Annotated in this window: 20 protein-coding genes; 10 read left to right on the top strand and 10 right to left on the bottom strand. The window is 43.7% G+C overall.

Translation table 11 applies throughout. The annotated features are described in order from the left end of the window. Positions 1–2 precede the first annotated feature (2 nt). The 3 genes from MIC7126_RS0113290 (at position 3) to fcmC (ending at position 2,511) form a co-directional block, all read left to right on the top strand. Positions 3–626 (top strand): DedA family protein, encoded by a 624-nt coding sequence (locus tag MIC7126_RS0113290; protein ID WP_017653649.1) that lies wholly within the window; start codon positions 3–5, stop codon positions 624–626. A gap of 230 nt (positions 627–856) precedes the next feature. Then, positions 857–2,020, top strand: coding sequence for a filament morphology actin-like protein FcmB (gene fcmB / locus MIC7126_RS0113285; RefSeq protein ID WP_026100228.1), 1,164 nt, complete (start codon positions 857–859; stop codon positions 2,018–2,020). Positions 2,021–2,025: 5 nt separating this feature from the next. Next, on the top strand, positions 2,026–2,511 hold the full coding sequence (gene fcmC / locus MIC7126_RS0113280) for a filament morphology membrane protein FcmC (RefSeq protein ID WP_017653646.1): 486 nt from the start codon (positions 2,026–2,028) through the stop codon (positions 2,509–2,511). 127 nt (positions 2,512–2,638) lie between these two features. On the opposite strand, the gene MIC7126_RS0113275 is transcribed toward fcmC, so the two are convergent. Next, positions 2,639–4,771, bottom strand: a complete 2,133-nt coding sequence (locus MIC7126_RS0113275; RefSeq protein ID WP_017653645.1) for a hybrid sensor histidine kinase/response regulator — start codon at positions 4,769–4,771, stop codon at positions 2,639–2,641. A gap of 540 nt (positions 4,772–5,311) precedes the next feature. Here MIC7126_RS0113275 and MIC7126_RS0113270 point away from each other — a divergent pair. Both MIC7126_RS0113270 and rdgB read left to right on the top strand, forming a co-directional pair. Further along, entirely contained in the window at positions 5,312–6,748 is a 1,437-nt protein-coding gene (locus tag MIC7126_RS0113270; RefSeq protein ID WP_017653644.1) for a phosphoglucomutase/phosphomannomutase family protein, read from the top strand. 124 nt (positions 6,749–6,872) lie between these two features. Continuing rightward, positions 6,873–7,451, top strand: a complete 579-nt coding sequence (rdgB, locus tag MIC7126_RS0113265) for an RdgB/HAM1 family non-canonical purine NTP pyrophosphatase (RefSeq protein ID WP_017653643.1) — start codon at positions 6,873–6,875, stop codon at positions 7,449–7,451. A 48-nt stretch (positions 7,452–7,499) separates the two neighbouring features. Here rdgB and MIC7126_RS0113260 read toward each other — a convergent pair whose 3' ends face one another. The 3 genes from MIC7126_RS0113260 to thiD form a co-directional block, all read right to left on the bottom strand. Then, complete coding sequence (locus MIC7126_RS0113260; protein WP_017653642.1) at positions 7,500–7,838, bottom strand: P-II family nitrogen regulator; 339 nt, start codon at positions 7,836–7,838, stop codon at positions 7,500–7,502. 297 nt (positions 7,839–8,135) lie between these two features. After that, complete coding sequence (locus MIC7126_RS0113255) at positions 8,136–8,741, bottom strand: hypothetical protein (RefSeq protein WP_017653641.1); 606 nt, start codon at positions 8,739–8,741, stop codon at positions 8,136–8,138. A 150-nt stretch (positions 8,742–8,891) separates the two neighbouring features. After that, positions 8,892–9,749: a bifunctional hydroxymethylpyrimidine kinase/phosphomethylpyrimidine kinase gene (gene thiD, locus MIC7126_RS0113250; RefSeq protein WP_017653640.1), complete on the bottom strand. Its 858-nt coding sequence runs from the start codon at positions 9,747–9,749 to the stop codon at positions 8,892–8,894. A gap of 287 nt (positions 9,750–10,036) precedes the next feature. Here thiD and MIC7126_RS0113245 point away from each other — a divergent pair, with 287 nt between their 5' ends. After that, positions 10,037–11,899, top strand: coding sequence for a PAS domain-containing sensor histidine kinase (locus MIC7126_RS0113245; protein ID WP_017653639.1), 1,863 nt, complete (start codon positions 10,037–10,039; stop codon positions 11,897–11,899). 12 nt (positions 11,900–11,911) lie between these two features. On the opposite strand, the gene MIC7126_RS0113240 is transcribed toward MIC7126_RS0113245, so the two are convergent. Beyond that, a complete protein-coding gene (locus tag MIC7126_RS0113240) occupies positions 11,912–12,349 on the bottom strand; it encodes a hypothetical protein (RefSeq protein ID WP_017653638.1) in 438 nt (145 codons plus the stop codon). A gap of 117 nt (positions 12,350–12,466) precedes the next feature. Between MIC7126_RS0113240 and MIC7126_RS0113235 the strand changes: the two genes are divergently transcribed. Continuing rightward, complete coding sequence (locus tag MIC7126_RS0113235) at positions 12,467–14,314, top strand: S8 family peptidase (protein ID WP_017653637.1); 1,848 nt, start codon at positions 12,467–12,469, stop codon at positions 14,312–14,314. Positions 14,315–14,378: 64 nt separating this feature from the next. Then, positions 14,379–14,609 carry a hypothetical protein gene (locus tag MIC7126_RS0113230; RefSeq protein WP_017653636.1) on the top strand — a complete coding sequence of 77 codons (231 nt, stop codon included), beginning with the start codon at positions 14,379–14,381 and terminating at the stop codon, positions 14,607–14,609. Here the strand turns inward: MIC7126_RS0113230 and MIC7126_RS0113225 are convergent. Then, a complete protein-coding gene (locus MIC7126_RS0113225) occupies positions 14,596–14,919 on the bottom strand; it encodes a hypothetical protein (RefSeq protein WP_017653635.1) in 324 nt (107 codons plus the stop codon). The genes MIC7126_RS0113230 and MIC7126_RS0113225 overlap by 14 nt on opposite strands. A 2,460-nt stretch (positions 14,920–17,379) precedes the next feature. Here MIC7126_RS0113225 and hetF point away from each other — a divergent pair. Further along, complete coding sequence (gene hetF / locus MIC7126_RS0113210) at positions 17,380–19,896, top strand: cell division protein HetF (protein ID WP_017653632.1); 2,517 nt, start codon at positions 17,380–17,382, stop codon at positions 19,894–19,896. Positions 19,897–20,064: 168 nt separating this feature from the next. Continuing rightward, the gene (locus MIC7126_RS0113205) at positions 20,065–21,789 is read left to right on the top strand and encodes an ABC transporter ATP-binding protein (protein ID WP_017653631.1); all 1,725 of its coding nucleotides are present in this window, start codon (positions 20,065–20,067) and stop codon (positions 21,787–21,789) included. Here the strand turns inward: MIC7126_RS0113205 and MIC7126_RS0113200 are convergent. The 4 genes from MIC7126_RS0113200 to MIC7126_RS0113185 all read right to left on the bottom strand — a co-directional run bounded on the left by MIC7126_RS0113200 (position 21,782) and on the right by MIC7126_RS0113185 (position 26,772). Continuing rightward, positions 21,782–22,525, bottom strand: a complete 744-nt coding sequence (locus tag MIC7126_RS0113200; protein ID WP_017653630.1) for a peptidylprolyl isomerase — start codon at positions 22,523–22,525, stop codon at positions 21,782–21,784. The genes MIC7126_RS0113205 and MIC7126_RS0113200 overlap by 8 nt on opposite strands. Before the next feature lie 97 nt (positions 22,526–22,622). Then, positions 22,623–23,078: an EVE domain-containing protein gene (locus tag MIC7126_RS0113195; protein ID WP_017653629.1), complete on the bottom strand. Its 456-nt coding sequence runs from the start codon at positions 23,076–23,078 to the stop codon at positions 22,623–22,625. A 96-nt stretch (positions 23,079–23,174) separates the two neighbouring features. Further along, a complete protein-coding gene (locus MIC7126_RS0113190) occupies positions 23,175–23,552 on the bottom strand; it encodes a response regulator (RefSeq protein WP_017653628.1) in 378 nt (125 codons plus the stop codon). Between the two features lie 22 nt (positions 23,553–23,574). Beyond that, on the bottom strand, positions 23,575–26,772 hold the full coding sequence (locus MIC7126_RS0113185) for a PAS domain S-box protein (protein WP_017653627.1): 3,198 nt from the start codon (positions 26,770–26,772) through the stop codon (positions 23,575–23,577). Positions 26,773–26,991 lie beyond the last annotated feature (219 nt).

Below are 26,991 nucleotides of genomic sequence, written 5' to 3'. Positions count from 1 at the left end.
CAATGCTCGAATGGATAACTAATACTATCAACTCTTTAGGTTATTTGGGAATCGCTTTGCTGATGTTCCTGGAGAACCTGTTTCCCCCAATTCCTTCAGAACTAATTATGCCGTTGGCAGGTTTTACAGCTAGTCCATATCAACCAGGCGGAGCAAAACTCAATATAATTTACGTGTTTGTTTCTGGACTTATTGGTTCCGTTCTCGGTGGGCTTGTTTGGTATTACCCAGGTAAATTTTTAGGCGAACACCGCCTCAAAGCTTGGGCTAATAAATACGGCAAGTGGCTAGCTGTATCAGGTCAAGATATCGATAAAGCCAGACGCTGGTTTGACCGACAAGGTAGTAAAGCTGTGTTTATTGGTCGCCTTGTACCGGGAGTACGAACACTGATTTCTGTTCCCGCCGGTATTACCAACATGCATTTGCTACCATTCTTATTTTACACGACTCTGGGTAGCGCTGTCTGGGTAGGTCTGCTAACATACTCAGGATACTTGTTGGGCACCCAGTATCAACTTGTGGACGAGTACCTTGCTCCTGTATCCAAAATAGTTCTTGGGGGTTTGGTGGTGTTATTTGCTGTCTGGGTGTTTAAGCGTAAGCAAAAAAGTACCAGAAAATGAAATATACAAGCTGTTGATGTGAAGATAGGTGTTAAATATATCCAAAATTCGCCTACACTATGGCAAATAATGCTAGACACACGTTGGCAAAGCCCACCAGAGGTGCCACCCAGGCTAATTTTTTGCGTATTTCTAGCTACACTTGACGCAACCAGGAATTTCTGGTAGCTCGCATTTTTGTAAGATGAGCATGATAACTTTTTACAGTTAAGTTAGGACTAGGAGCTTTCATGACAGACCAACCTTCGGCCGCTACTCCAATAAATGCCGCAGCTATCCCCATGAATAGAGTATCGGCATCTACACCCATCAATGCTGCTGTAAATAAGCCAAATAACCTTCCTGGAGGCGCAGTTACTGGGGGAAAAGCTATTCTCAGCGTTGATTTAGGCAGAACTTCCACAAAAACTTGTGTCAGCCGCGAACCGGGTAATGTGGTATTTGTCCCAGCCAACGTCAAGAAAATGTCCCTAGAGCAAGTACACGGGGGTGTTTTTGAAGCGCGGGCTACCGACCCTCTAATGGATCTGTGGCTAGAGTATCAAGGTAGTGGATATGCTGTTGGTCAACTAGCAGCAGACTTCGGGGCTAACCTAGGAGTGGGACAATCCAAGGTAGAAGATGCACTAGTAAAAGTTTTAGCAAGTGCTGGTTACTTCAAACTTAAAGACGAAATTTCCGTTGTACTCGGTTTGCCTTTTTTGTCTTTAGAACAATTTGAAAAAGAAAAAGCACAGTTAATTAGCCAAGTCAGCGGCCCCCATGTGTTTAACTTCCGAGGCGAATCTTTAAACCTGAATATCAATAAAGTTTGGGTCATGCCAGAAGGCTATGGTAGTCTACTGTGGTCTGAAGCTCAACCAAAAAAAGGCGTTAGCATCCCTGATTTTACAAAAATATCAGTGGCGATCGTCGATATTGGTCATCAAACCATTGATTTTCTCATGGTAGATAACTTCCGTTTTGCGCGAGGTGCTTCCAAGAGTGAAGATTTTGGGATGAATAAGTTTTATGAACTAGTGGCTGCGGGAATAGAAAGTGCAGACAGTCAGTCTTTAGCTTTAATTTCTGCTGTTAACAAACCCAAAGGTGAACGTTTCTACCGTCCTCGCGGTGTCAGCAAGCCCACTAATCTTGATGATTTTCTCCCCAACTTGATCGAGCAGTTTTCTCGAGAAATTTCTAGCCGAGTGCTAGCTTGGCTTCCAGAACGGGTTACAGACGTTATCCTCACTGGTGGTGGTGGTGAATTCTTCTGGGAAGATGTACAGCGTCTACTGAAAGAAGCTAAAATTAACGCTCATTTAGCGGCACCTTCTCGACAAGCTAACGCCTTGGGGCAGTATATTTATGGAGAGGCCCAGTTGTCCTCCAGTCGCTCCGCTAGGGCTTAAAGCTGATGTTCCAATGGTCAAAAAAAGTAGTTAAACCGGTCACGTTCAATCCGGGGGTTGCTGATGAAAGTTTGTTGGCGCTTGTAGAAAGCTATTTGGAGAAACAACCAGATAAAACTTTCAGCGACCTCTGCAAAGAAGCTTTATGGCAATCTTTGTGTGTACCGGAATCAGTAAAACCTGGCCCCAAAACAGTAGCAACAGGATCGGTTGAACAACAAATTGATGTACTGCAACGTCAAATAGCTGACCTTGAGGAACGCTTTTTTGCCAAGGAATCTCATCGTTTGGAGGCCATGGAACGGCACATGCTGCAACTTAGTCAACAAGTAGCGCAATTGGCGATTATGCTCAATGATCGCTCCTTCGTTCCGCCTTCAAACACATCAACATCAGTAGAAGTATTAAATACTACTTATGTTCCTCCTGCCCATCCTCAAGAAGTTGATCCTGTGATCAGCCGCCTTAGCCAGTATCTCGATGATTTTTAGAAAACAATCAGGGTGTTGAGCATTTTTGCTACTGTCCGCCATCCTTAATAGTGTTTGCTATTAAGGATTATTAATATTTATATGTTTTTAATAAGATTATTGATCCAAAAGCTGTTCCAAAACAGTATTAGGTAGGCATATTTTTTCCCACAAGCTGGACAATAGCTGCAACTAGTTCTTCAGCGTTGAGGGGCTTGGGTATATGCATTTGAAATCCAGCAGTCAGGGCTTCTTGCTGGTCAGAGTTGCGAGCAAAAGCAGTCAAAGCGATCGCGGGAATTTCCCCACCTTCGGCTGCTGTCCAAGTCCGCACCTGACGGATGAGAGCATAGCCATCGACATCAGGCATACTAATATCACTCACCAAAATATCCGGTTTTAACTCCACCAAGGCTTGTATAGCAGCATAGGCAGAATTAACGGCGTGAACCTCGGCGCCATCCTGCTCTAAAATGAAAGCCACAAAATCCAAAGAATCAGGCTCATCATCTACAACTAAAACCCTGATACCAGCCAGAGGCAAAGAGTCAACAGCGATAAAAGTAGGCTGATTTTCTTGGTCTGTAGTTCGGCTCTGACTTGAGACTAGGGGCAATCTGACGGTGAATGTTGCTCCTTGACCCTCACCAAGACTTTCCGCACTAATCGTACCTCCATGCATTTCGATGATATTACGTGCGATCGCTAGTCCCAAGCCCAAACCCCCAAATTTTCTTGTGGAACTACTATCCGCTTGGCGAAAGTAATCAAACACATAAGGCAAAAATTCAGCGCTAATCCCCTTACCTGTGTCGCTAACGATAATTTCGCCATAGCCATCAGCCTGTCGCAGATCAACTTTTACCCTCCCCCCCCTAGGCGTAAATTTAACGCCATTAGAAAGCAGATTCCAGACCACTTGCTGCAAGCGAGTAGAATCACCCATAACCTGTACGACATTGGGTGTAAAGACCGTTTTCACCTCAATAGACTTGCTTTCTGCGGCTAAATGGATGGTATCAATCGCCGCCAAAATGATCGATTCTAAATTGATATTGGTAGTTTTCAGCGTCAGCTTACCCTGCAAAATGCGGGAAATATCCAGCAAATCCTCAATTAATTGCACCTGTAACCTAGCATTGCGCTCAATTGTAGCCAAAGCTTGAGACGTCTGGTTTTGGTCAAAATTGTGGTCTTGCAACAGCCGAGACCAACCGAGAATAGCATTTAATGGAGTCCGCAACTCGTGGGAAAGTACAGCGATAAATTCATCTTTGATGCGATTGGCTGTTTCCGCTTTCGCTCGTGCTGCTTGTTCTAATTGCAATAACTGAGCACGTTCTTGTTGTATCTGTTTTTGTTCATGAATATCAGTACAAGTACCAAACCACTTGACCACCTGACCTTGCTCGTTTTTGAGTGGTAAGCCCCGTGAAAGCTGCCAGCGATAAGATTTATCTGCAGCACGGAGAAAGCGAAATTCATTGTCGTACAAAGTGCCAATTTTGACAGCATTTAACCACACCTCATGAGCGCTATCAATGTCATCTGGGTGTAAAGCTGTCAACCAACCAGAACCCAAAGACTGCTCTAATGATAAGCCCGTATATTCACACCAGTTTTGATTGAAATAGTCACACTGACCCTCAGCGTCGGTTGTCCACACAAGTTGCGGAATCGCCTCAGTTAAATAACGATAGCGCTCCTCACTTTGCCGTAAAACTTCCACAATTCGCTGGCGCTCAGTGATTTCCTGTTGTAATTGCTGATTGGTTTTACTAATCTCACTCGTACGCAGAGCGACCAAATCTTCCAAATGATTCTGATACGTTCTCAGTTCGGCTTCAATTCGCAAACGCTCGGCTATTTGTGTGTGTAGTTCTTGGTTTGCTTGTTTAAGTTGAGCCGGACTGGGGAGTGCTAGAGCTTGGGGAACTAATGGTATCAGTTCTAAAGCTGTAAATAAAGATATGATGGCTGTGATCGCTTTGATAGACCCCGACAACCAATAAGTCGGGTGCCAAAGTGTCCAAATCTGGATCAGGTGAGTAGTGCCACAAGCAACGATAAAGGCGCTAAAAAGCAGAAAAATCCAGTAAAAAGGCAAATCTTGTCGCTTGCGTACAAAGTAAAACAACGTTGCGGGAATAGAATAATAAGCCAGCGTAATAACTGCATCCGATAGGATGTGTAACCAAACTAAATTCGTTTGCCATAAATAGCAGTGTCCATGCGGAATAAACTCCCCTGAGCTAAACAAATTAGTCCAAAATTCTGACATAGGTTTTCATAAAATCAAATTGTTGAAATTGCGATCGCGCTTGTTATTTTAGTCAAAAGCTATGATATTTAATTCATGTAATTGGAAACTGCTAGTTAGATTGATCATAAAATAAATCCGCATCGCCTATAAGTTATTTGTATAATCGGCTACTGCACAGATTCACTCTGGAGATAGTTGTCAGCCAAAGCTAAAATTCTTCAGACTCTACTTAATGCCTGATTTAAGTGGGGCGACACAAATAAATTTAACTGGTGGCGATTGTCATTTGTTATTTTTGCAGCCTTGCTCAACCAAAGTTCCCCAGATGATAGCAAGTGGCGTTATTTGTGAGGATTTTAGGAATCTTTCCATTTTGGAATATAGTTTCAGGCTCAGTTAGTTCTTTTTTTCACCATGAAAGCGACAAAAGCATTTGGATGAGAATAGGCTGAATTTCTCTGCTGCTAAATAGAAAATATACTTATTGTATTTATATCTTTTTTTACACACCTTACTGGATAAATGATAGAATCGCAAGTAAAAAGTTAGGAGATGTCAATGTCAGTTGCAGCTAGCTCTATTAAGTTTGGTACGGACGGCTGGCGAGGCGTTATTGCTGACGAGTTCACCTTTGAACGCCTCGCCTTGGTTGCACCAATTGCCGCCAAAGTATTATATGATACGTATTTTTCCACTGCAGGTAGCCGGAAAATTATCGTCGGTTACGATCGCCGGTTCATGGCTGAAGATTTTGCCCGTGTTGTCGCTAACTCGGTAACAGCGATCGGCTTCGATGTTTTACTCAGCGACAGCTATGCTCCTACCCCTGCTTTTAGTTGGGCGGCGAAACAACTCAACGCCTTGGGCGCATTAGTCGTTACAGCTAGTCATAATCCTGGCTCATATTTAGGACTAAAAGTCAAGAGTGCTTTTGGTGGTTCCGTACCGCCCGAAGTCACAAAAGAGATCGAAGCCTTATTACCCGCCGGATTACCACCTGCAACAACACCTGGAAAATTAGAGCATTTTAACCCTTGGCCTAGTTACACCACAGCCTTGGAAGGAAAAGTTAACATCAGCAAAATTAGAGACGAGATCAAATCTGGTAAACTCACAGTATTTGTGGATGTAATGCATGGTGCCGCCGCAGGTGGATTACCTCAGTTACTAGGAGAACAAGTCAGAGAAATCAACAGCGATCGCGATCCTTTATTTGGCGGAGGTGCGCCAGAACCCTTACCTAAATATTTATCGCATCTATTTGCACAAATCAAAACTCACAAAGTAGCCAACAGTGCAGGTTTAACCGTAGGTTTAGTATTTGATGGTGACTGCGATCGCATCGCCGCAGCAGACGCCGACGCCAATTTTTTAAGCTCCCAAATCTTGATTCCCATCTTAATTGACCATCTCACCTTGAGACGCGGCTTTACAGGCGAAATCGTCAAAACAGTTAGTGGTTCCGACTTGATACCCCGTGTAGCCGCACTCCATAACCTCACAGTATTTGAAACCGCAGTTGGTTACAAATATATCGCCGATAGAATGCTAGCAGCCGAGGTATTACTAGGTGGTGAAGAATCGGGAGGAATTGGTTACGGAAGCCATATTCCCGAACGAGACGCACTGCTATCGGCATTGTATGTTCTAGAAGCGATCGTCGAATCAGGGCTAGATTTAGGTGCTTATTACCGCCATCTACAACAGCAAACAAACTTTCACTCAGCTTATGATCGCATCGATTTACCCTTAGCCAGTATGGAAGTGCGATCGCACCTGTTAAAACAACTGCAAACCCAACCCCTCACCGAAATCGCCGGTCAAGCAGTCATCGATACTCAAAGCATCGACGGTTACAAATTCCGATTAGCAGACAACAGTTGGTTAATGATTCGCTTCAGCGGTACCGAACCAGTGTTACGCCTATATTGCGAAGCACCTACCCTCGATCAAGTGCATCATACTCTCGCATGGGCGAAACAATGGGCAGAATGAAAGGGAATAGGGAATAGGGAATAGGGAAAATAAGCCTCTCACAATATGAGTGGGGTTTCTATCTTCCTTCAAAAAACGTCAATTAACCTCCGACCCTTGACCAATAACCAATAACCAATGACAAATGACCAAACTGCTTGTAGTAGCCACAGGAAACCCAGGTAAGCTGCGAGAAATGCAGGCTTATCTAGCTGATTCTGGTTGGGAATTAACCCTCAAACCCGCAGAATTGGAAATTGCAGAAACAGGCGATACCTTTGCAGCAAATGCTCACCTAAAAGCATCGCAAATTGCTCAAGCAACGGGAAACTGGGCGATCGCAGACGATTCTGGTTTGCAAATAGATGCTTTGAATGGTGCACCAGGGGTGTATTCTGCTCGTTATGGACAAACAGACAGCGATCGCATTGCGAGAGTGCTACGGGAATTGGGTAGCGAAGTTAATCGCCAAGCGCAATTTGTTTGTGTCGTAGCGATCGCTACTCCTGATGGCTCGGTCGTTGTCCAAGCCGAGGGTATTTGTCACGGTGAAATTCTCCACACACCACGCGGTGATGGTGGTTTTGGTTACGATCCCATTTTTTATGTACCCGAAAAGCAATTGACCTTTGCACAAATGGCACCAGATGTCAAGAAATCAGTTAGCCATCGAGGTAAAGCATTTACAGCCTTACTTCCTCAACTAAAAACCATACTGAGTTGAACAACTCGATCGGAGATTTCCTCCGATCAAATTTTTCAACTCAGCACCCTAAACTGCTTCTGTGTTCTTTTCCCCAGTGCGAATCCGCACAACTTGTTCCACAGGTGAGATAAAAATCTTACCATCACCAATTTCTCCAGTGCGTGCAGCACCGATGATTTTGTCTACCACCATATCAACTTGGCTGTCATCGACAACAATTTCCACTTTGAGTTTTTGCAAAAACTCAACAGTATACTCAGAACCACGATAGCGTTCTGTTTGACCCTTCTGTCTGCCAAAACCCCTGACTTCAGAAACAGTCATCCCCACAATCCCCGCATTGACCAAAGCAATTTTTACTTCATCTAGCTTGAAGGGGCGGATAATGGCTTCTACTTTTTTCATATTTGCAACTCCTTATTTTCACTAGTTTCGTTTATATATCTAATCAGATCAACAAAAAAAAGGCTGAAGTATCTAAATACCCAAGAGACGCCAAGCGTTAAGTCACCGCCCACAACCAGAAAGCCACAGGCGCACCCAGAAGTTTTTTCAAAGAATAGTATCAAGTATGAGAGTACCTAGTTTCTCATAGACACGCCTAAAAATTCATCCTGTTTTATCTAAAACAGTTATGGAGACGTTTCCCTGCTCCGTCTCTACATTCATTTCTTGTTGTATAAGAATTATGAATATTGTTAACTAACGACTCTGACGTTCAAACAAAGGACGCACAACCAAATATCCTGCGCCAAAAGCCGTCAACATAATTAACAAAATAGTAATAACCAGCCACCAACCGCTAATTTCCCTAGACTTGGACTCCGTGGGAGGATAATAACTGACTTCCTGTTCCGTAATCAAGACTGGCTCAGGCATCTGCGAAATCATTTCTGTTACAGGCACAGAGGCTGTCGCTCGGTGGTTTTTGTTAACAAAAACTTTGGGATCAACAGGTGGACGCGGACGGGGAGAAGCCGTAGTTACCGGACGCTTAGTTACAGGTTTGACAGTTGGCGGTGGATTTGGGATCGGGCGATCGCTTGAGGTTGTTGGTGTAGCTTGAGGATCTACTAACTTTTGCAAGTGTAAACAAGCCTGAATCACCCTAGTAATTTCTTGGCGCAGTAATTGATTTTCCTGTACTACTTGTTGATTCTTCGCAGTCAGGACATCTAATTTTGCCTCCACTGTCTGTAATTCTACAGCCAATTCCCGGTATACAGAAAGAGGCACAGATGGTGGTGGATAAGCTGGAGGACTAGCTTTAGGCAGGTTAGTCTGAACAGAGTTTGCAGTTGTTCGCATCGGTGAGTTGGTATCAAAAATTAAATTAGTGAGATTATCTAGAAATGCTATCAGAGAAAGTCAACTTGGAAACTATGCCCAAGAATAATAGAAAAATGTCCAGAGAGCAAAGATTTTTTCTTTACATTTGCATTTCAGTATCTATGGGGGTTATGGTCTATGGTCGTTAATCATTTTCCCTTTCCCCTCATCTCCCAACAACGGAAAAAAGTGTCCCACAGGCCCTTGACCTTGACCAATATCTAAGGAATGCTTTAATGCGGTTGTGACATACGCCTTCGCCTGCTGCACGGATGTCCATAAATCTTTTCCCTTTGCCAGATTAGCAGCGATCGCCGCCGATAAAGTGCAACCAGTACCGTGAGTATTTTTGGTTTCCACAACCTGAGTCGTTAAAATCTCCAGCCTGTTCCCATCAAACCACACATCCACACCCCGCCCGTTTCCCTGCATTCCTCCACCCTTAACTAAAACAGCCCGCGCACCAAATTTTCGGTAGATAGTTTCTGTAGCAGCGCACATATCCTCTAAAGAATGAATTTGCAAGCCACTCAAAATTTCAGCTTCATAACGGTTGGGAGTGATTAGCGCCGCTTGCGGAATCAGAACATCGCCAAGAGCCTGAACAGCATCATCATCAATCAATTGCGCTCCTGTCCGCGACACCATCACCGGATCAACCACTAAATTATCAACTTGGAAAATTTCTACCTGCTGGGCGACAGCCAGAATAATTTCTTGATTCAGCAACATTCCTGTTTTCGCTGCTTGGACACCAATATCCTTCACCACTGCTTCTATTTGAGCCACAACCGCCACCGACGACATAGCATCAACCCGCGTCACTCCTAGAGTATTTTGAGCCGTGACGCAAGTAATCGCACTAGTACCGTGGACACAATGAAAAGCAAAGGTGCGTAAATCAGTTTGAATCCCCGCACCACCACCACTATCTGAGCCAGCAATAGTCAGCGCCACAGGTACTGTTGATTTTGTGACAACACTCATAAATAAAAAACAAGTCTGTTCCAAGATTCTTAAACAATACTACCTGTACCAATTAGGTATCACTGATCAAAGTGGTAGTCCCTTACTTTTTCCGAGGAAACTCGAAATTAGCAAAACTGTTCCTTAATTCCCTTATTCAATGAATTTATCGTTAAATTCTGCACTTTTATGGGTAATTTAACTACATCAGCTTTTGTAGTCAAGGATTTCCCATTTAAATTTAATTTGTATATATTCAAACATATTAAAACATACAAAATCCATCGTAAATAAGTATTAATACTCCAATGATTAACCAAGAATTAGCATTTCTACAGCAACGCATTCAGCAACTAGAAACAGCCTTTGCTTCTGCCAGTCAAGCACTCAAACAACAATATAAACTTTGGTTCAATTCTCGACGCCGAACAGCAGCGCTCAAAGAGTTAAAGCATCAACCCAATTGGCTAAAAAAAAGCGATCATCGCCAGCACACAACCCCAGCACTGCCAACTACAGAGCAGTTTATTAGCTCTATCATTGAAATGATGCCTGTAGCAATCTTTGTGAAAGATGCGGTGGATCTGCGCTTTGTTTTGTGGAATCGATCTGCAGAAGAATTAGTCGGATTAAGTTCCGATGAGATATTAGGTAAAACCGACTACGATCTACTTCCTGTGGCACAAGCAGATTTTTTTACCGCCCGCGATCAAGAAGTACTTAGTAGTAAAAAAATTCTAGAAATTCCTGAAGAAGTAATCACAACTAAACAAGGTGAAACTCGTATTTTACATATTAAAAAAACTCCTATTCTTGATTTGCATGGTCAACCTAAATATTTGCTAGTAGTGCGCGAAGATATAACCGAACGGAGGCGCACAGAAATTGCTTTAATTGAAAGTGAAGCAAAATTCCGCAGCTTAGTAGAAAATGCCAATGATGCCATATTTTCTCTGAATAGAGAGGGAATTTTGACATATATTTCTCCAAATTTTACTGAAAAATTTGGTTACGAATCAACAGAAATTATTGGCAAATTATTTATAAATCTAATTCACCCAGATGACTTGATAACATATCAAGATTTTTTGCATCAAATTATTAAAACAAGACAAAAACAGGCTGGACTGGAAATCAGAAGCAAACACCAAGATAGTAGTTATTATTGGATTTTATGTAATATCTCACCTATTAAAGATGCGTCTGATGTCGTAATTGGTTTTCAAGGAGTTGCAAGAGATATCACAGCGCGGAAACAAGTAGAACAAACCCTCCAAGAATCGGAAGCGCAACTCAAAAAACAAACATTAGAATTAGAGAAAACTCTCCAAGAACTGCAACATACCCAATCCCGTCTCATACACGGTGAAAAAATGTCTTCTCTCGGTCAATTAGTAGCAGGAGTCGCTCACGAAATTAATAACCCAATTAACTTTATTTCTGGCAATTTAAATTATGCTAATCAATATATTAAAGATTTAATAGAATTACTACATCTTTATCAAAAAAATTATCCTAATCCCCCAGAAGAAATTCAAAAAATTATTAAAAATATCGACCTTGATTTTTTATTATATGACTTGATTAAGCTACTTTCTTCAATGAGAATTGGCACAGAACGTATTAGTCAAATTGTTGCTTCTCTACGTATTTTTTCGCGTCTTGATGAAGCTGAACTCAAAGCAACTAATATCCATGAAGGGATTGACAGTACCTTGATGATTTTAGACCATCGGCTCAGAGCTAAACCCTATTTATTCCCAATTAAAGTTATTAAAGAATACGGTAATTTACCAAAAATAGAGTGTTATGCAGGGCAACTCAATCAAGTATTTATGAATATCTTAGCTAATGCTATAGATGCTTTAGAAGAATCATTAATTAGTTGTCCCTTATCACCAGAAATTCGCGTCTATACTCAAATGCTGACACCAGAGGAAATCATCATCCGCATCATTGATAACGGCCCCGGTATGTCAGAAACAGTACATAAGCGTTTATTTGACCCCTTTTATACCACCAAACCAGTAGGCAAAGGTACTGGTATGGGGCTATCAATCAGCTATCAAATTATCACTGAACGCCACCGGGGTTCATTAAAATGTATTTCCTCTCCTGGACAAGGAGCAGAGTTTATCATTCAAATTCCCGTGCGCCAGTCTGAAAATTAATTTCCAGCCAGATTAAGACTTTTCACCCTCCGATTGCAAGTTTTGCCATGCACCCTGCAAATATTTACCCCATTCCGCAGCTAAAGGAATTTCTGTAAAAGGAACACGTATTGAGTGCTGAGGTTCAGGAAACAGAAATTCTAATTCGATTGTCCGACCTTTTTCCGGCGGATTTTCAATATTTATAACTTTGTCATCTACCAAAAGATGGATTTTTTTTACATCAAATAAAGAAAAAGTTTCTAACTTAATCGGGCCTTTTACAGTAGGTTTGCCCCAAGTAATATTGTCACCTTTTTGACCCAATACTGCGTAAATATCATACTTAGCCCGGTCGAATTGTTCAGCCCAAGCGCGATAAGCCTCAACCTTTTGATATTCTTGCGAACCTTGCCAAGCTAACCAGAAAAAAATTGCTAGTAAAGGCAACCAAAATAGACCACGTTCCATCTTTTAAACAGTCCTAAATTCCGAGTGAAAGTTGTAACAAAGTGCAAAGTACACCAACAAGGGACGTAGATAAGTTATGGTAGTGAGAAAACTGGCAAAAAGCGGTGATGAGTTTATATGAAAAGGCTTATATTATTTTGCTTGTTTGTCATTGCGCTAGGAGCTGCGGTGTTTGGTTTCCTGAACTTTCAGGGATTGGCAGCTAGAGGAGAATTTGAGACGATTTTGTTAGATTTTCGGGAAGATATTCCCGCCGCAGTGATCAAGCAAGACTTAGAAGCGATCGCTAAACAATACAACGTTACACCCCAGTGGGATAATAAGTTTTCTGCTCAGGATCACGTTTATATTATCAAAGGCGATCGCCAGCGACTGCAAGCATTGCAAAAGTCTCCATTAAAGTCAGCAACCGAATTCATCGAACCGAACTATATCTATAAAACCATCCCCGAAGGTAAACCCGCGTGGTTAGGAGAATTCTTGCGCCCCCAAGATGACGACCAAGCTAAACCTTCACTAACCGGCCCCAACGACCAATACTACAGCAAACAGTGGAATTTCCACAAAATCAGCATTGAAGGTGCTTGGAGCCGCACCAAAGGTAGTGGTGTCACAGTTGCAGTTATTGACACCGGCATTACTAAAGTCCGGGACTTGTACGAAACAAAATTCGTCAAAGGCTACGATTTCGTCAACGACCGCGAAGAAGCCACCGACGACAACGGACACGGTACCCATGTTGCCGGTACAATTGCCCAAGCCACAAATAACAAATATGGTGTAGCAGGCATAGCCTACGAAGCTAAACTTATGCCCCTCAAAGTACTCAACGCCTTTGGTGGTGGTACTGTCGCAGATATTGCCGAAGCCATTAAATTTGCTGCTGACAACGGCGCAGACGTAATTAACATGAGCTTGGGAGGTGGTGGTGAAAGCCAACTCATGAAACAAGCAATTGATTACGCTTACAACAAAGGCGTAGTCATCATCGCCGCCGCCGGCAATGAAAACGCCAATGGCGCCAGCTATCCAGCCCGTTATCCCCGCGTTGTCGGCGTCTCCGCCTTCGGTCCCGATGGCGAAAGAGCACCCTATTCTAACTTTGGCGCGGGAGTAGATATCTCTGCCCCAGGTGGTAGCGACGCAGGTACAATTCTGCAAGAAACCATCAACGAAAAAGGCGAAGGCGTCTTTCTGGGATTCCAAGGAACCAGCATGGCTTCTCCCCACGTCGCAGGTGTCGCCGCATTAATCAAAGCCCAAGGAATCAAAGAACCTGAGCAAGTTTTAAAAGTCCTCAAACAATCAGCACGAGTTATCCAAGACGACGGCTTGAACTATTACGGCGCCGGACAACTCAACGCCGAAGCTGCAGTTACACTTGCAACCGAAGGACAAATCAGCTTCTGGGACTTCTTCCGCTGGTTGCGCGATAACGGCTATCTCAACCCAGGCTTTTGGATTGACGGTGGTGCAGTAGCATTAATTCCCAAAATATTAATGGTAGTAGGTTCCTATCTCCTAGCTTGGTTTTTACGAGTCTACTTCCCCTTCTCTTGGAGTTGGTCTTTATTTAGTGGTTTAGTTGCTGGTAGCTCTGGGTTATTTTTTCTCAAAGGAATCTATATCTTTGACCTTCCCCAATGGCCATTTCGGGTTTTAGGTAGTTCCATTCCCGAATTAGGCAACAGCATACAAGGAACCGGCACTTTAAATCCTCTATTCGCCAGTGTCTTGATTCCCATCATTTTAGTAGCATTGCTATTGGGACATCATAGCGGCAAATGGTTTGCAATTGGTACAACCCTAGGCGTAGCCGCTTGTTTGACAGTCAGTGCACTTTATGACCCCGCCGTCTGGGGATTAGGAAGCGGTAACTTATCCCGCATCTTCCTCTTCGCCAACGCCATACTTTGTTACGGACTCGCTCGTTTAGCATTGCAAACTGAAAAACAAGCCACGTAAATGTGAAATAGGGAATAGATGAGGACTATTCCCTGTTCTCTAGCTCCCATTACCCAAAAACTATATGAGTATTACAGTCACAGGTACTATCGAACGCAAAGGTCTAGGCCCTGGTACATGGGCTTTAGTTACACAAGCCGGCGAAACCTACGAACTCAAAGATGCTGACTCAGAATTACGCAAATCTGGTCTACATGTGTCCATTACCGGAGAAGTTCGCAAGGATGTAATGACTTTCGCCATGATTGGCCCTGTTTTAGAAGTTAAGGCTTTTGAGGTGCTCAGTTCTGACTAGCAGATGCATCAAGCACCTCCTGCAGACGACTTCTAAACTCTCCTTTGGGATGACCGCCTTTAACCTCGCCGATAATCTGGAATTCTCCTTCTGGAGAATCACAGATGATGTAAGTCGGCCATCCCATTTCCGATTTATTCGGATATTGAGTCAATAAAATCTGGCGATATTTGCGGTAAGTAGCTGTGTCTTGCATTTTGACATCGATGAACTGCAAACCTAATTCCCCAGCTACTTTTTCGTCATAAAAAGACATCTTGTGGCAAATGCCGCATTCTTCGGAAGAGAACTTAACTACAGCTAAAGTCATGTGGCTTGGCTACTTTCATAAATATAGGTACGATATTGTAGCATTATCCACCAAGTCTTGGGATTTTGCGAGCACCAAAACCAAGGTATCTCAGTATTAAACCGTAAACATTCAATAAAAAAAGCAAAATTTTGATTAAATATCAGGAAAATTACTGTGGAAGCCAGCATCTAGTTGATCAGAGAATAAAAATAAGTCAGGGATTCACGCCTGCCGCTACCAAAAATGATGATAGAATAGGCAGACGATAAGTAGTTGAACAGGGTAACTACTAGCGAAGGTTAAGTGATCGCACAACAGCACATCAAATGACTGAGTTGCCATCTGTTAACGACCTAAAGTACTAAAAAGCAGAGACATTCAGAGAACGCCCAAGGTTATCTTGTGCGCGAAACCATCTGAAAAAATTAAGTCAGACTGGGGTGATTGAAGAATTTTCTGTAACTGAACACATGAATGTGGCAAAATAGCTGCATTTTGTGTAGCATTAAATAAACAACGCCAAAAGCCATTCCGGCATCACCAAGAAATAATCAGAAGTACTGCATAGCACGACTGAATAAAGACTCAAGAGCTGCGACTAACGGTATAAGCACAAAGACTAGTTGAAAAATCAGATGCAATAAGAGTATACTTGCTGGACTTGTAGCAGTGGCGAAAACTAGCAGCAACCTAGTAAAGCTAGAGCGACAACAGCATGTATGAGCGAACTTTAAATTGCAAAAATTCCCTAACAAAACTTGGTCTAACCGAGGAGTCAGTTATCACGGTGCATCTACAAGTTAAAAGTTGTCAGGTTTAGTGCTGTCTTGCAGATAAATTTTTAAAGCAGGATTTAGTAGATTTATAGGGATTGCTGAATCAAATGACGAATCATGCGATCGCTTAAATCTTGAAATTACTGCGTGCCTACAAGAGATCGTCATCACACTAAGTATAACGTACTACCATTTAAATAAAGCCCCCCCAGTAGAAGTCGTCCTACTAGGGGAGTTAGTTATCAGGGTGCATCTACCATTTAACTTTTCCTAGCTTTGCAGCCACCCTCCGGATCAATTTACATGCATCATTGGTTGTTATTTTTTAGACAAAAAAATCCCCCAGCAGGAGTCGTCCTACCAGGGGAGTTAGTTATCAGGGTGCATCTACCATTTAATTGTTCTTCCGTTCACCCCCATGCTCCGGATAAAATTGTCACCACCAACTCAGCCAAAAAAATCCCCCAGCAGGAGTCGTCCTACCAGGGGAGTTAGTTATCAGGGTGCATCTACCATTTAACTTTTCCTAGCTTTGCAGCCACCCTCCGGATCAATTTACATGCATCATTGGTTGTTATTTTTTAGACAAAAAAATCCCCCAGCAGGAGTCGTCCTACCAGGGGAGTTAGTTATCAGGGTGCATCTACCATTTAATTGTTCTTCCGTTCACCCCCATGCTCCGGATAAAATTGTCACCACCAACTCAGCCAAAAAAATCCCCCAGCAGGAGTCGTCCTACCAGGGGAGTTAGTTATCAGGGTGCATCTACCATTTAATTGTTCTTCCGTTCACCTCCATGCTCCGGATAAAATTGTCACCACCAACTCAGCCAAAAAAAATCCCCAGCAGGAGTCGTCCTACCAGGGGAGTTAGTTATCAGGGTGCATCTACCATTTAATTGTTCTTCCGTTCACCCCCATGCTCCGGATAAAATTGTCACCACCAACTCAGCCAAAAAAATCCCCCAGCAGGAATCGTCCTACCAGGGGAGTTAGTTATCAGGGTGCATCTACCATTTAATTGTTCTTCCGTTCACCCCCATGCTCCGGATAAAATTGTCACCACCAACTCAGCCAAAAAAATCCCCCAGCAGGAATCGTCCTACCAGGGGAGTTAGTTATCAGGGTGCATCTACCATTTAATTGTTCTTCCGTTCACCTCCATGCTCCGGATAAAATTGTCACCACCAACTCAGCCAAAAAAATCCCCCAGCAGGAATCGTCCTACCAGGGGAGTTAGTTATCAGGGTGCATCTACCATTTAATTGTTCTAGGGTTAGTTACTACGCTCCGGATCAATCTACCAAAAAATCTATTGTTTGCTTGTGCTCAAAAACACCCTAGTAGACACCAGCTAGCGGAGTTGAAAATCAAGATGCATACCTATACCGAATTGTCAATAAAAAAAGATTCTCAGAGCAAAAATTTCTGCTTTGGAAGTCGCAGCCATCTACCAGCATAAAAAAATCCTCTGGCGGGCTTTCACCAACCAGAGGAGTCGAAGATCAAGGTGCATCTACCAATAAAGTGTTCTAGGCGGATGTGAGCCGATCCGGATAAAGTTATAAAAGCGGCAAAAGTAAAAAAAAACTTTGTTCAGAAACATTCAGTGACAGGATGCATCTAAGGTATCAGAAGGAGCAAAAAATCGAGTTGAAACTTTTGCGTTTCAAACCAGATTTAGGAGGCGAACAGGAGAAGTTGTGACCCAGGAATTTCACATTTCCGTAACCCCAGTAGGACAAAATGACTACTTGGTGCGGACGGAACAAGTTGCGCCTGGGGTGCCGTTGGCAGAAGAGTTGGTGACTTGGCCTGTAGCTGATTGGTTGGCGGCTGCTGGGCACTTGATGAATGATCCGTTGCAATCAGTTTTGCAGGGCGATATGTTCGCCTCTAGCAGGGGCGAAAGTGACATTGCTAGAAACTCTGTGAATTTGGTGGCGTTGGGTCAGCAACTGTATAACGCACTGTTTCAAGGCACTCTCAGGGATAGTTGGATTACAGCGCAAGGTATTGCTCAAAATCATCAACAGGTGCTGCGCCTGCGTTTGGGGTTAAAAGATACTAGGTTAGCGCGTCTACCTTGGGAGGTAATGCACGCAGGCGATCGCCCTCTCGCAACCGGGCCTTATGTGGCTTTTTCCCGTTATCAAAGCGGAGTGCTCGCAGGATCTCGTTTACCATCGACAAATCTACCAAAACCAACGGAAGAGGGCGGTGTCAAAGTCTTGATGATTATCGCCTCTCCCACAGACCAAGTTCGGCTGGATTTACTCAAACAAGAGGCGGTAAAACTGCAAGTGGAACTGCACCGCCACACACCTTGGGCTGGTGAAGGCGGTAATTTTCCAGATATTGAACTGACCTTACTAGACCAACCAGGGCGAGAAGAATTGACACAAGCCCTGGAACAAGGAAGATACCACGTCTTGCACTACTCTGGTCACAGCAATATTGGCCCTAACGGCGGCGAGATTTATCTTGTGAGCCGACGGACTGGCTTAACAGAAACTCTCAGCGGCGACGATCTGGCGGGTTTGCTCGTGAACAACAGCGTCCAAATGGTCGTGTTTAACTCGTGTTTGGGAGCTTATAGAGCTAATTCTCATAGTGGAGATGAAACAGGCGAACGCAACCTTACAGAAAGCTTAGTCAAACGCGGGATCAGAAGTGTTTTAGCGATGTCAGAGCGCATTCCCGATGAAGTTGCGGTGACGCTGACTCAATTGTTCTACCGCAACTTGAATCAGGGATATTCTGTAGACTTGTGTGTCAGTCGGGTACGCCAGGGATTAATTTCTGCTTATGGTTCTCACCACATGTACTGGGCTTTGCCGATTTTGTATCTCCAACCAGAATTTGACGGTTTACTTAGTGCAGAAACGAATGAAACGGAAGAAGCCTTAAGCGATTATGGTGTATCTGCGCGAACAAATGCCACAGCTATGTATTCTACCGTGGCAGATGAAACAGAATTGCCTTTGGCGATAAATGAAATGCTACCAATGCAGGATTCTTCTGATCTGGATTGGTTGGGCGAGGATACTTGGGGCGATTTGGTTGATGAAATAGAATATGATGACCCCACCTATGCAGAAGATTCCGCACTGGTTTCTGACTTGTTTCGTCAGCTAGATAACCAAAAAGCAACTTCTGAGCAAACGCCAATGCTGGCTGAATTGATCTCCCAGAGTGCAGAAAACACTCTGCCTTCTAGACAGATGGCCGGGGAGTTAGCCGCTGTGGATGAAACCGAAAGTTTGTGGGGAGAAATACCTGAAGCAACACAAACTGCTGAGAATTTTAGTGAAGATTGGGGAAATTCTACCGTTACTCCCTCATTACCTGCTACATGGGACAGACGACGCAGCCAACGCCGGCGATGGCCGATTTTGGGCGCTATGGGAGCAGGGGCGATCGCTTTGTTGCTCGGTTTAAATTGGTGGTGGCAAAATCGCCAATCACCAGTGCTTACTAATATATCTCAAATTCCTAACCAGTCGATCACCAATAATAATCAGCCTCCTGTTGATTTAAAAACTGCAGCAACGGGAATTGTCACAGCGATCGCCATGGAAAAATTAAACCAAGGGGACTTACAAGGTGGCTTGGAAGCAGTAGAAGAACTACTCAACCGGGGTGTTCTCCCATCTGCGGAAGTCGCTTTAAAGATTATTCCTCAAAAGCAAGCTGATAATCCCGCTGTCAATTATTTGAAAGGGCGGTTGGCTTGGCAGTCCGTGCAAATGAAAAATAAAAATTATAGTATTGATGATGCCCGTCGTTTTTGGGAAAGCGCCGTACAATCCGAGCCTGAGTCGTTTGAGTATCGAAATGCTTTAGGATTTGCTTACTACGCCGAAAAGGATCTGAATCGAGCTAATGACGCTTGGTTCCAGGCTTTGAAATTAGCTCTAGAACAGCGAAAAAAAGTGGCTACATCTGTACCAACAAAAGGTATAGAACCCAAAGAAACTCTAATTCCTCGTGCGGGGTTAGCTTTAGGATTTCATAAATCGGCAACTATGTACAAAGCATCACCAGAAAAGCAATCTCAATACATTAATGAGGCAATCAAGCAACGACAAATAGTTATTAACAATGATCCAGTCAATTTCCAGATAGATAAATTAAGTAATAATTGGTTATGGACAGAAAAAGCTATCAGTGACTGGCAGTTACTACTACAGGCAAAAAGTCAAGATGGTTCAAAATAAATTCGTAGTCAAACTGTATTTTTTATAATGACATACTATACCCGTAAGGGCGAACGGTTGTTCGCCCCAACAATGATGGAAATAGCTGAAGATAATTTTTTTTCCAAACAATATACAAATGTTTACGTCTATGCCTAGATAGAAAGATATTGTTGTGGACATTACAGCTTGAAAACGCGCTCTAATTATTGGCAATTAATACCATATATCCAACCCCAGTGGCATAACATCACTAGAGGATTTATTGGCATTTTGGGATATGTGCTGGCGACACTGACTCTCATTAATATCGCGGGTAAATTGGCGACTCCTTTTGCAGAAGGTAATGTAGGAGCGATCGCCCAACTTGTCGGTGTCTGCGCCTTCATCTTTCTGGTGCGGGGCTTTTTTCAGTCTGTGCAAGATATATATATGGCCAAAGCTGCTCTCAGGGTGGCTTTTAATCTCCGTCAGCAAGTTTATGCTCATCTGCAAAAACTCAATCTTAGTTATTTTGAAACTGCAAAAGCTGGTGATTTATCTTACCGCCTGACCGAAGATATTGACCGCATCGGGGAAGTGATTAATAAGCTTTTTCACGATTTCGTTCCCTGCATTTTGCAGTTGGTGGCGATTCCTATTTATATGATTTACTTGAATTGGCAACTCACACTGGCTGTAGTGATTGTGGCACCCCTGATGGCGATTTTAATTGGCTCCTTTGGTGAGCGATTGCAGAAATATGCTCGTCGCAGTCAAAATCGGGTGTCTGGTTTATCAGCTATTCTGACGGAAGTTTTCAGCGGTATTCGTTTAGTGCAGGCGTTTACAGCGGAAAATTATGAAATTGCGAGATTTAGCCACGAAGCCGAACTGGGTTTGCAAGCGAAATATTTAGCAGAACGGTTGAAAGCAATTCAAATTCCCATTGTGGGATTTTTAGAGGCGTTGAGTGCTTTATCGTTATTAATTGTGGGAGCATGGCAGATTTCCCAACGCAACTTAACTGTGGGTGATTTTGTCAGTTACCTAGCTGCAGCGGGACTATTAATTGATCCTATCGGACATACTACTAATAATTACAACGAATTTAAACAGGGTGAAGCATCTGTCGATCGCGTTTTTGAATTAATTGCGATTCAACCGACGGTAGTTGAAAAACCAAATGCGATCGCCTTTTCCCATGTCCAAGGCCATGTAGAATATCGTCACGTCTGTTTTGCTTATCAACCGGGTGAGCGGGTACTCAAAGATATTAGTTTATTAGCTATGCCAGGGCAAGCGATCGCTCTTGTTGGTGCTTCTGGTTCAGGTAAAACCACATTTGTCAATCTCCTCCCGCGTTTTTATGATCCGGAAGCTGGCGAAATCTTGATTGATGGCGTCGATATTCGAGATGTGACACTGCATAGCTTACGGCGGCAGATTGGCATTGTACCCCAAGAAACCATCATGTTTTCGGGGACAATTGCCCAAAATATCGCCTTTGGACAAGAATCGTGGGAAATGTCATCAGTTACAGATGCAGCAAAAATTGCTAACGCCCATCAATTTATTACTCAACTACCGGAAGGATATCAAACTTGGGTAGGTGAGAGGGGAATGAACTTATCGGGGGGACAACGCCAAAGAATAGCGATCGCCCGCGCTGTTCTTCTCAACCCACAAATTCTCATTTTGGATGAAGCGACATCAGCCTTAGATTCGGAGTCAGAAGCATTAGTACAGCAAGCCTTGGAAAGATTGATGCACGGAAAAACTGTATTTATTATTGCCCATCGCTTATCCACAGTCAGAAAATGCGATCGCATTTTAGTTCTGGAAAAAGGACAAATTGTCGAATCAGGAACTCACGAAGAGTTGTTAACCCTCCAGCGTCGCTATGCTCAGTTTTATACCCAGCAGTTTAGTTAGGAGCTGCTCCCTCATCCCCGTCTTTGATCATTTGCTTTTGCTGTTCTTGGAGCCAATTTTCAAAGAACTCATTTAACAACCGCACCTTCATAGGTTCATCCAGTTGCGCGGGGACAAATTTTTCTAGTTGGACGATAACAAACCACTCGGCGATGCGAGTCGGTGGTAAGATTTGATTAGGTTGGCTACTGGCGAGCATTTGCGCCATTGTGGGATGGAGTAAGCTTAGTTCCACCGGGCCGACTAAACCCCCAGTTTGAGCTTCCGGGCCGAGTGAATATTGTTTGGCTAAATCTGCGAAGGTTTGTTCTTTGGCTTGAATGCGGAAATAAAGTTCTTGAGCAATTCCTGCATCCTGGGTTCGCAGTAGGGAATAAATCACCTTGTCTAATTTTCCCTTGTTCTGAAAAAAATAACCGTCTAGTTTGCTACCCCAGGTAGCTTGCTTGAATTTGGCAACTTTTAGCTTACGGATAGTCACAGCGTCGAATTGATCAACGCTCAAACCATGATATGCAATCCATGCTTTGACGTCAGCTTCATTAGTAAATTGTTTCTCAGCGTAAAACTGCTGTTTTGCTTGGGCTATTTCTTCTGGTGTACACTCGATTGTGGCGATCGCTTCGTCAATGATCAATTCCCGTACTAATTGTGGCAGCATTTGATAACCTGCCAGTAAGGGAATTAGTTCGGTAGCTTTCATTGTACGGTTGCCAATTTGGATAACTTCAGTCATTGGCGATTAAACATAACGAATACAAGGTTAGTGAAATTTTATACTTTTTGATTGTAAACGCTCTCACCAGCTGGTGGATCGCCTCGCTCCCTGGGGGTTAAGCTGTGGTCATCGCCAAAATCTTTTTCGCTACTGCTTCCTCGACAGGTAACACCGATAAGCGATTTCCTGTTTTGACTACCAGCAAATCTTCGGGGCTAAATTTTTCTTTGAGTGTTGATAGGGAAACGGGACGAGCAAATACCTCTACAAATTCTACAACCACTGTTTGCCAGCGAGGAGATGCGGGTGTTGACTTGGCGTCGTAGTATGGGCTTGTGGGTTCAAATTGTGTCGGATCGGCGATCGCACTTTTCACCACGCGCATCAATCCCGCGATCGCTGGCGGATTACTATTAGAGTGATAAAAAAAAGCTAAATCCCCTGGTTGCATTTGTCTCAAGAAATTGCGAGCTTGATAATTGCGAACTCCATCCCAGATTGTTTCGCTTTGTTGCTGTAGATCCAGGATGCTGTATGCTTCTGGTTCTGATTTCATCAGCCAATAATTCATTAGTTTAAGCGGTTGAACAGAATTAGATTCATGAAAGCTGGCTGGAAAAAAGGGGCTAGAGACTAGAGATTAGGGAAAGAGATTTTTAAGCAATTGTTAACTCCAGTTGAGCGCTGCTGCTATCTGGCTGGCTAACTTTAATGGATCAAAAGGTTTAGCGATCGCACTCACCATCCCCATTTGAGTATAGCGGTGACGGTCTGTGGCTTGGACTTTGGCAGTTAAAAAGATCACTGGTATGGCTTTTGTGGCTGGGTTGGCTTGGAGCTGCTCAAAGGTAGTGATTCCATCCATTTCTGGCATCATTACATCTAAGAGGATGGCATCTGGTTGACAAACTTCCGCTTTCGTTATACCGTCAGCACCAGAATCTGCTGTCACGACTTCCCAGCCAGCCACGGTTTCTAAACAAATCTTGGTCACTTCTTGTATATACTGCTCATTATCAACTACGAGAATTCGCTTTTTTGTCATTGTTCATTAGTCATTGCTCATTCTAATTCTTGAGAATTGGCAAAGTGAAGTAAAAACTACTGCCTTCACCCAGGATGCTTTCAGCCCAGATGCGCCCACCATGCTGCTGCACGATGCTTTTACAAATTGCCAAGCCTAAACCTGTACCATCATGGTTGCGGGCATCAGAGCAATCAACTTGTTGAAAGCGTTCAAAGATGCTTTCCAGTTTATCAGTTGGGATACCACGTCCGATATCTTTAACTGCTAATAAAACTTCATCCTCTTGTATTTGCGCTTGTAGCCAAACTGTGCTTCCGGTTCCTGAGAATTTAATCGCGTTACTCAAGAGATTGGTGAGAGTTTGGACGATCCGGTCTTGATCGGCTGATATTTGTATAGATAAGCTAGATATTTCTAAGCGCACTCCCGCTTGGTCGGCGAGGGGCTGCATGACGTTGAGAGTAGATTTGATCAAATCATCAAGATTGCAGGTTGTTAAGGTTGTTGTGACTCTACCAGACTCAATCCGCTCAATGTCGAGAATATCATTGATCAGCCGAACTAAGCGATCGCTACTATCAGTGGCAATTTGCAACAGTCGTTTTCCTGCTTCTGAGTCTGCTGTCAACAATCCACTCGCTAACATTCCCAACGAACCGTGAATTGAAGTCAGAGGCGTGCGGAGTTCATGACTAACAACGGACACAAATTCATCTTTCATCCGCTCGATTTGCTTTCGTTGTGTGATATCACGCAAAATCACCGTATAAAAAATTTCATGCCCCATATCCAATTTTGAGATAGAAGCCTCCGCTGGAAATTCTGTCCCATCTCGACGACAACCAAATATTTCCCGCCGCTCTCCCATAGTGCGAGCGAGGCTGCGAGATTTACCAAAGTCTGCGACATGGTGACGATGTTCTTGAGCAAAGCGCAGTGGTAAAAGTAAATCTAGAGGCTGTCCCATGACTTCTTGAGCGGAGTAGCCAAAAATTTTCTCTGCTCCCTGGTTAAACAAAGTAATGCGTTGCTGGCTATCAATGGAAATAATCGCATCATCAGCAATATCTAAAATGCGGGCAAATTTCGCTTGAGAGATTCGCAATTGCGCTTGAATGCGTTGACGTTCGTCCAGTTGCGATTGTAATTGTTGATTCAAGCCGACTAACTCAGCGGTGCGCTGGGCGACGCGCAGTTCCAATTGATTATTAGCTTGTTGTAGCGCCGCTTGACTCTGTTGGAGTGCAGTTTGGGCGACGGTGCGATCGCGTTGATTGTGCAAAGCCTCAATCCCATAAGCTAAATCTGCTGTCAGTTCATGGAGTAATTTGACTTCATCGGTATCAAAAGCGTCAGGTTCCGCCGCGTAGATATTTAATGCTCCCCAAGATTGACTCTCCACAATCAACGGTAGAGCAATAGAAGCAGCATAGCCTTGTTTACTGGCTGGCGATCGCCAAATTGGATCATCGGCGGCAGTCGATATATTCTGAATAATACAAGTCCGACCTGTGCGAATAGCTATTCCCGACGGATTTTGTCCAGGAATAGTCTCTGCCCACGTCATGTTGTAAAATAACAAATCTTCATCCAAGTCACCTGCTTGAGCCACTGGGCGGATACTTCGCTGCAAATCATGATCAGCTTGACCTACCCACGCCCAGCGATAACCACCCATCTGAATAATTACTTGACAAATTCGCTGCAGTAAGTCTGACTCCTCCTTGCTCCGTACCAGAATTTGATGACAACTAATCAAGGTTTTGAGGGTACGATGTAGACGCTGCATTTGTGCTTGTGTTTGTCGAGCGAGCGTCAGATCCCGCATAATTGCCAACTGCACCACTTGACCGTCTGCGGTGTAACGCAGAGGAACTGCGTGAACTTCCATCCAGCGCCGATTACCTTTAGAGTTGATCATCTCCAGTGGAAGAGTAGCCTGATGACCTTGACAGACGCTGTGATTCAGGGTGCGAAAAGCCTCATGGTATTCTGGGGCGATTAACGGATAAATTGACTTACCAATCACCGCACTGCTATCTGCTTCCCAGATCAACAATCCGGCTGGGTTGATTTCTAATACAGTACCATCAGCAGCGATCGCCACAACACCGTCTGGTTTTGCATCCCACATAGCGCGCCAGCGACCCTCATCTAGACTAATTTGTCGGCTCTGTATTTGCACCTCTTCCCCCATCGGTTGACTAACCAAATCGGGCGCGGGTGGTGATACTTGATTTTTCGCCGCTATTTCCCCACGCAGACGCCGCACCAAATCATCCAAATCCTCAATGACAGTCGGCGTCGGAGATTGCTCATCTGCGAGCAAAACGGCAATTTTTCGCGCCAGTTGAGAACCCTCAGCCAATCCAAAAGTACCCAAAGCACCCGCTAAAGTGTGGGCTTCTTGGGCCGCGAGCGATCGCCACTGCGGATTCGTCACCGCTGCTTCCAACACCCTCACCTGCTGATCAACGCGCCCCTGAAATTGCTCCCAAATACCCGCAACAGCTTTGAGTGTTTGCTGTTGCTGTGGCGAGAAATGTTTAATTTCTGCTTTGTCTTTTCGCGTTTTCAACCGATAACCCACACCATAAACTGTTTCAATCAAATCATGAGGTGCGCCCACAGCCTTCAATTTCTGCCGCAAACCTTTGATATGAGTGCGGACAGCTTCCTCTGTAGGCGTATCATCATAAGACCAAAGATGTTCCAAAATCATCCCGCAACTAAACACCCGCCGACTGTTCCGCAAAAACAACTCCAACAGCCCATATTCTTTCGGGGTTAGTGATAATAAATCTTCACCATAAATCACTTGACAACTACTAGGATCAAGCCTAAGATTACCCCACTCCAAAATAGGTTGTGATGTAGCTCCTCCCCGACGTAATAAAGCTCGCACACGCGCAATTAATTCTTCCTGATCAAAAGGTTTCACCACATAGTCATCTGCACCTGCATCCAGTCCTATTGCTTTCTCATGACTACTGTCACGCCCTGTTAATAATAAGATGGGCACTTGCCGACCACTAGAGCGAATTTGCCGACAAAGACTTAAGCCATCGAGCTTCGGCAACATCACATCTAACACAACTAAATCATAGTCATAAATTGCAATTAAATCTCCAGCTACATCACCATCGCTAGCCACTTCCACCGCATACTTGTGATGAGTCAGAATCGCAGTCAGTGCCGCTGCTAGTAGCTCGTCATCTTCCACAACCAAAATTTTCATATTAATTGCTAAAGGTATCACAATTTTTATGATTTGTTATCCTCACAAAATCCTCAAATTTACATCCTATAAATATAAATAAGGAATCTAATTGACGGAATTTATAGACGAAAAAGCAATTAAGTAAAAGTCATCAACTGCTGAACACACCAACAAATAAAAGTTGCTAAGGCGCGATGGGTAAGATTTTTTCCCATAACCAGCATTAATTTTTGATCA

The sequence above is a fragment of the Fortiea contorta PCC 7126 genome, from assembly GCF_000332295.1.
Lineage (GTDB): Bacteria > Cyanobacteriota > Cyanobacteriia > Cyanobacteriales > Nostocaceae > Fortiea > Fortiea contorta.
This window is presented reverse-complemented; position numbering and strand designations above follow the sequence as displayed.

Coding starts and splice junctions, on each gene's coding strand:
- MIC7126_RS0113225 (WP_017653635.1), bottom strand. CDS start 14,919: ATGACTTTAGCTGTAGTTAAGTTCTCTTCCGAAGAATGCGGCATTTGC.
- MIC7126_RS0113235 (WP_017653637.1), top strand. CDS start 12,467: ATGAAAAGGCTTATATTATTTTGCTTGTTTGTCATTGCGCTAGGAGCT.
- MIC7126_RS0113195 (WP_017653629.1), bottom strand. CDS start 23,078: ATGAATTATTGGCTGATGAAATCAGAACCAGAAGCATACAGCATCCTG.
- MIC7126_RS0113230 (WP_017653636.1), top strand. CDS start 14,379: ATGAGTATTACAGTCACAGGTACTATCGAACGCAAAGGTCTAGGCCCT.
- MIC7126_RS0113245 (WP_017653639.1), top strand. CDS start 10,037: ATGATTAACCAAGAATTAGCATTTCTACAGCAACGCATTCAGCAACTA.
- MIC7126_RS0113255 (WP_017653641.1), bottom strand. CDS start 8,741: ATGCGAACAACTGCAAACTCTGTTCAGACTAACCTGCCTAAAGCTAGT.
- rdgB (WP_017653643.1), top strand. CDS start 6,873: ATGACCAAACTGCTTGTAGTAGCCACAGGAAACCCAGGTAAGCTGCGA.
- MIC7126_RS0113275 (WP_017653645.1), bottom strand. CDS start 4,771: ATGTCAGAATTTTGGACTAATTTGTTTAGCTCAGGGGAGTTTATTCCG.
- fcmB (WP_026100228.1), top strand. CDS start 857: ATGACAGACCAACCTTCGGCCGCTACTCCAATAAATGCCGCAGCTATC.
- MIC7126_RS0113260 (WP_017653642.1), bottom strand. CDS start 7,838: ATGAAAAAAGTAGAAGCCATTATCCGCCCCTTCAAGCTAGATGAAGTA.
- MIC7126_RS0113290 (WP_017653649.1), top strand. CDS start 3: ATGCTCGAATGGATAACTAATACTATCAACTCTTTAGGTTATTTGGGA.
- thiD (WP_017653640.1), bottom strand. CDS start 9,749: ATGAGTGTTGTCACAAAATCAACAGTACCTGTGGCGCTGACTATTGCT.
- fcmC (WP_017653646.1), top strand. CDS start 2,026: ATGTTCCAATGGTCAAAAAAAGTAGTTAAACCGGTCACGTTCAATCCG.
- MIC7126_RS0113200 (WP_017653630.1), bottom strand. CDS start 22,525: ATGACTGAAGTTATCCAAATTGGCAACCGTACAATGAAAGCTACCGAA.
- MIC7126_RS0113190 (WP_017653628.1), bottom strand. CDS start 23,552: ATGACAAAAAAGCGAATTCTCGTAGTTGATAATGAGCAGTATATACAA.
- MIC7126_RS0113185 (WP_017653627.1), bottom strand. CDS start 26,772: ATGAAAATTTTGGTTGTGGAAGATGACGAGCTACTAGCAGCGGCACTG.
- MIC7126_RS0113240 (WP_017653638.1), bottom strand. CDS start 12,349: ATGGAACGTGGTCTATTTTGGTTGCCTTTACTAGCAATTTTTTTCTGG.
- MIC7126_RS0113270 (WP_017653644.1), top strand. CDS start 5,312: ATGTCAGTTGCAGCTAGCTCTATTAAGTTTGGTACGGACGGCTGGCGA.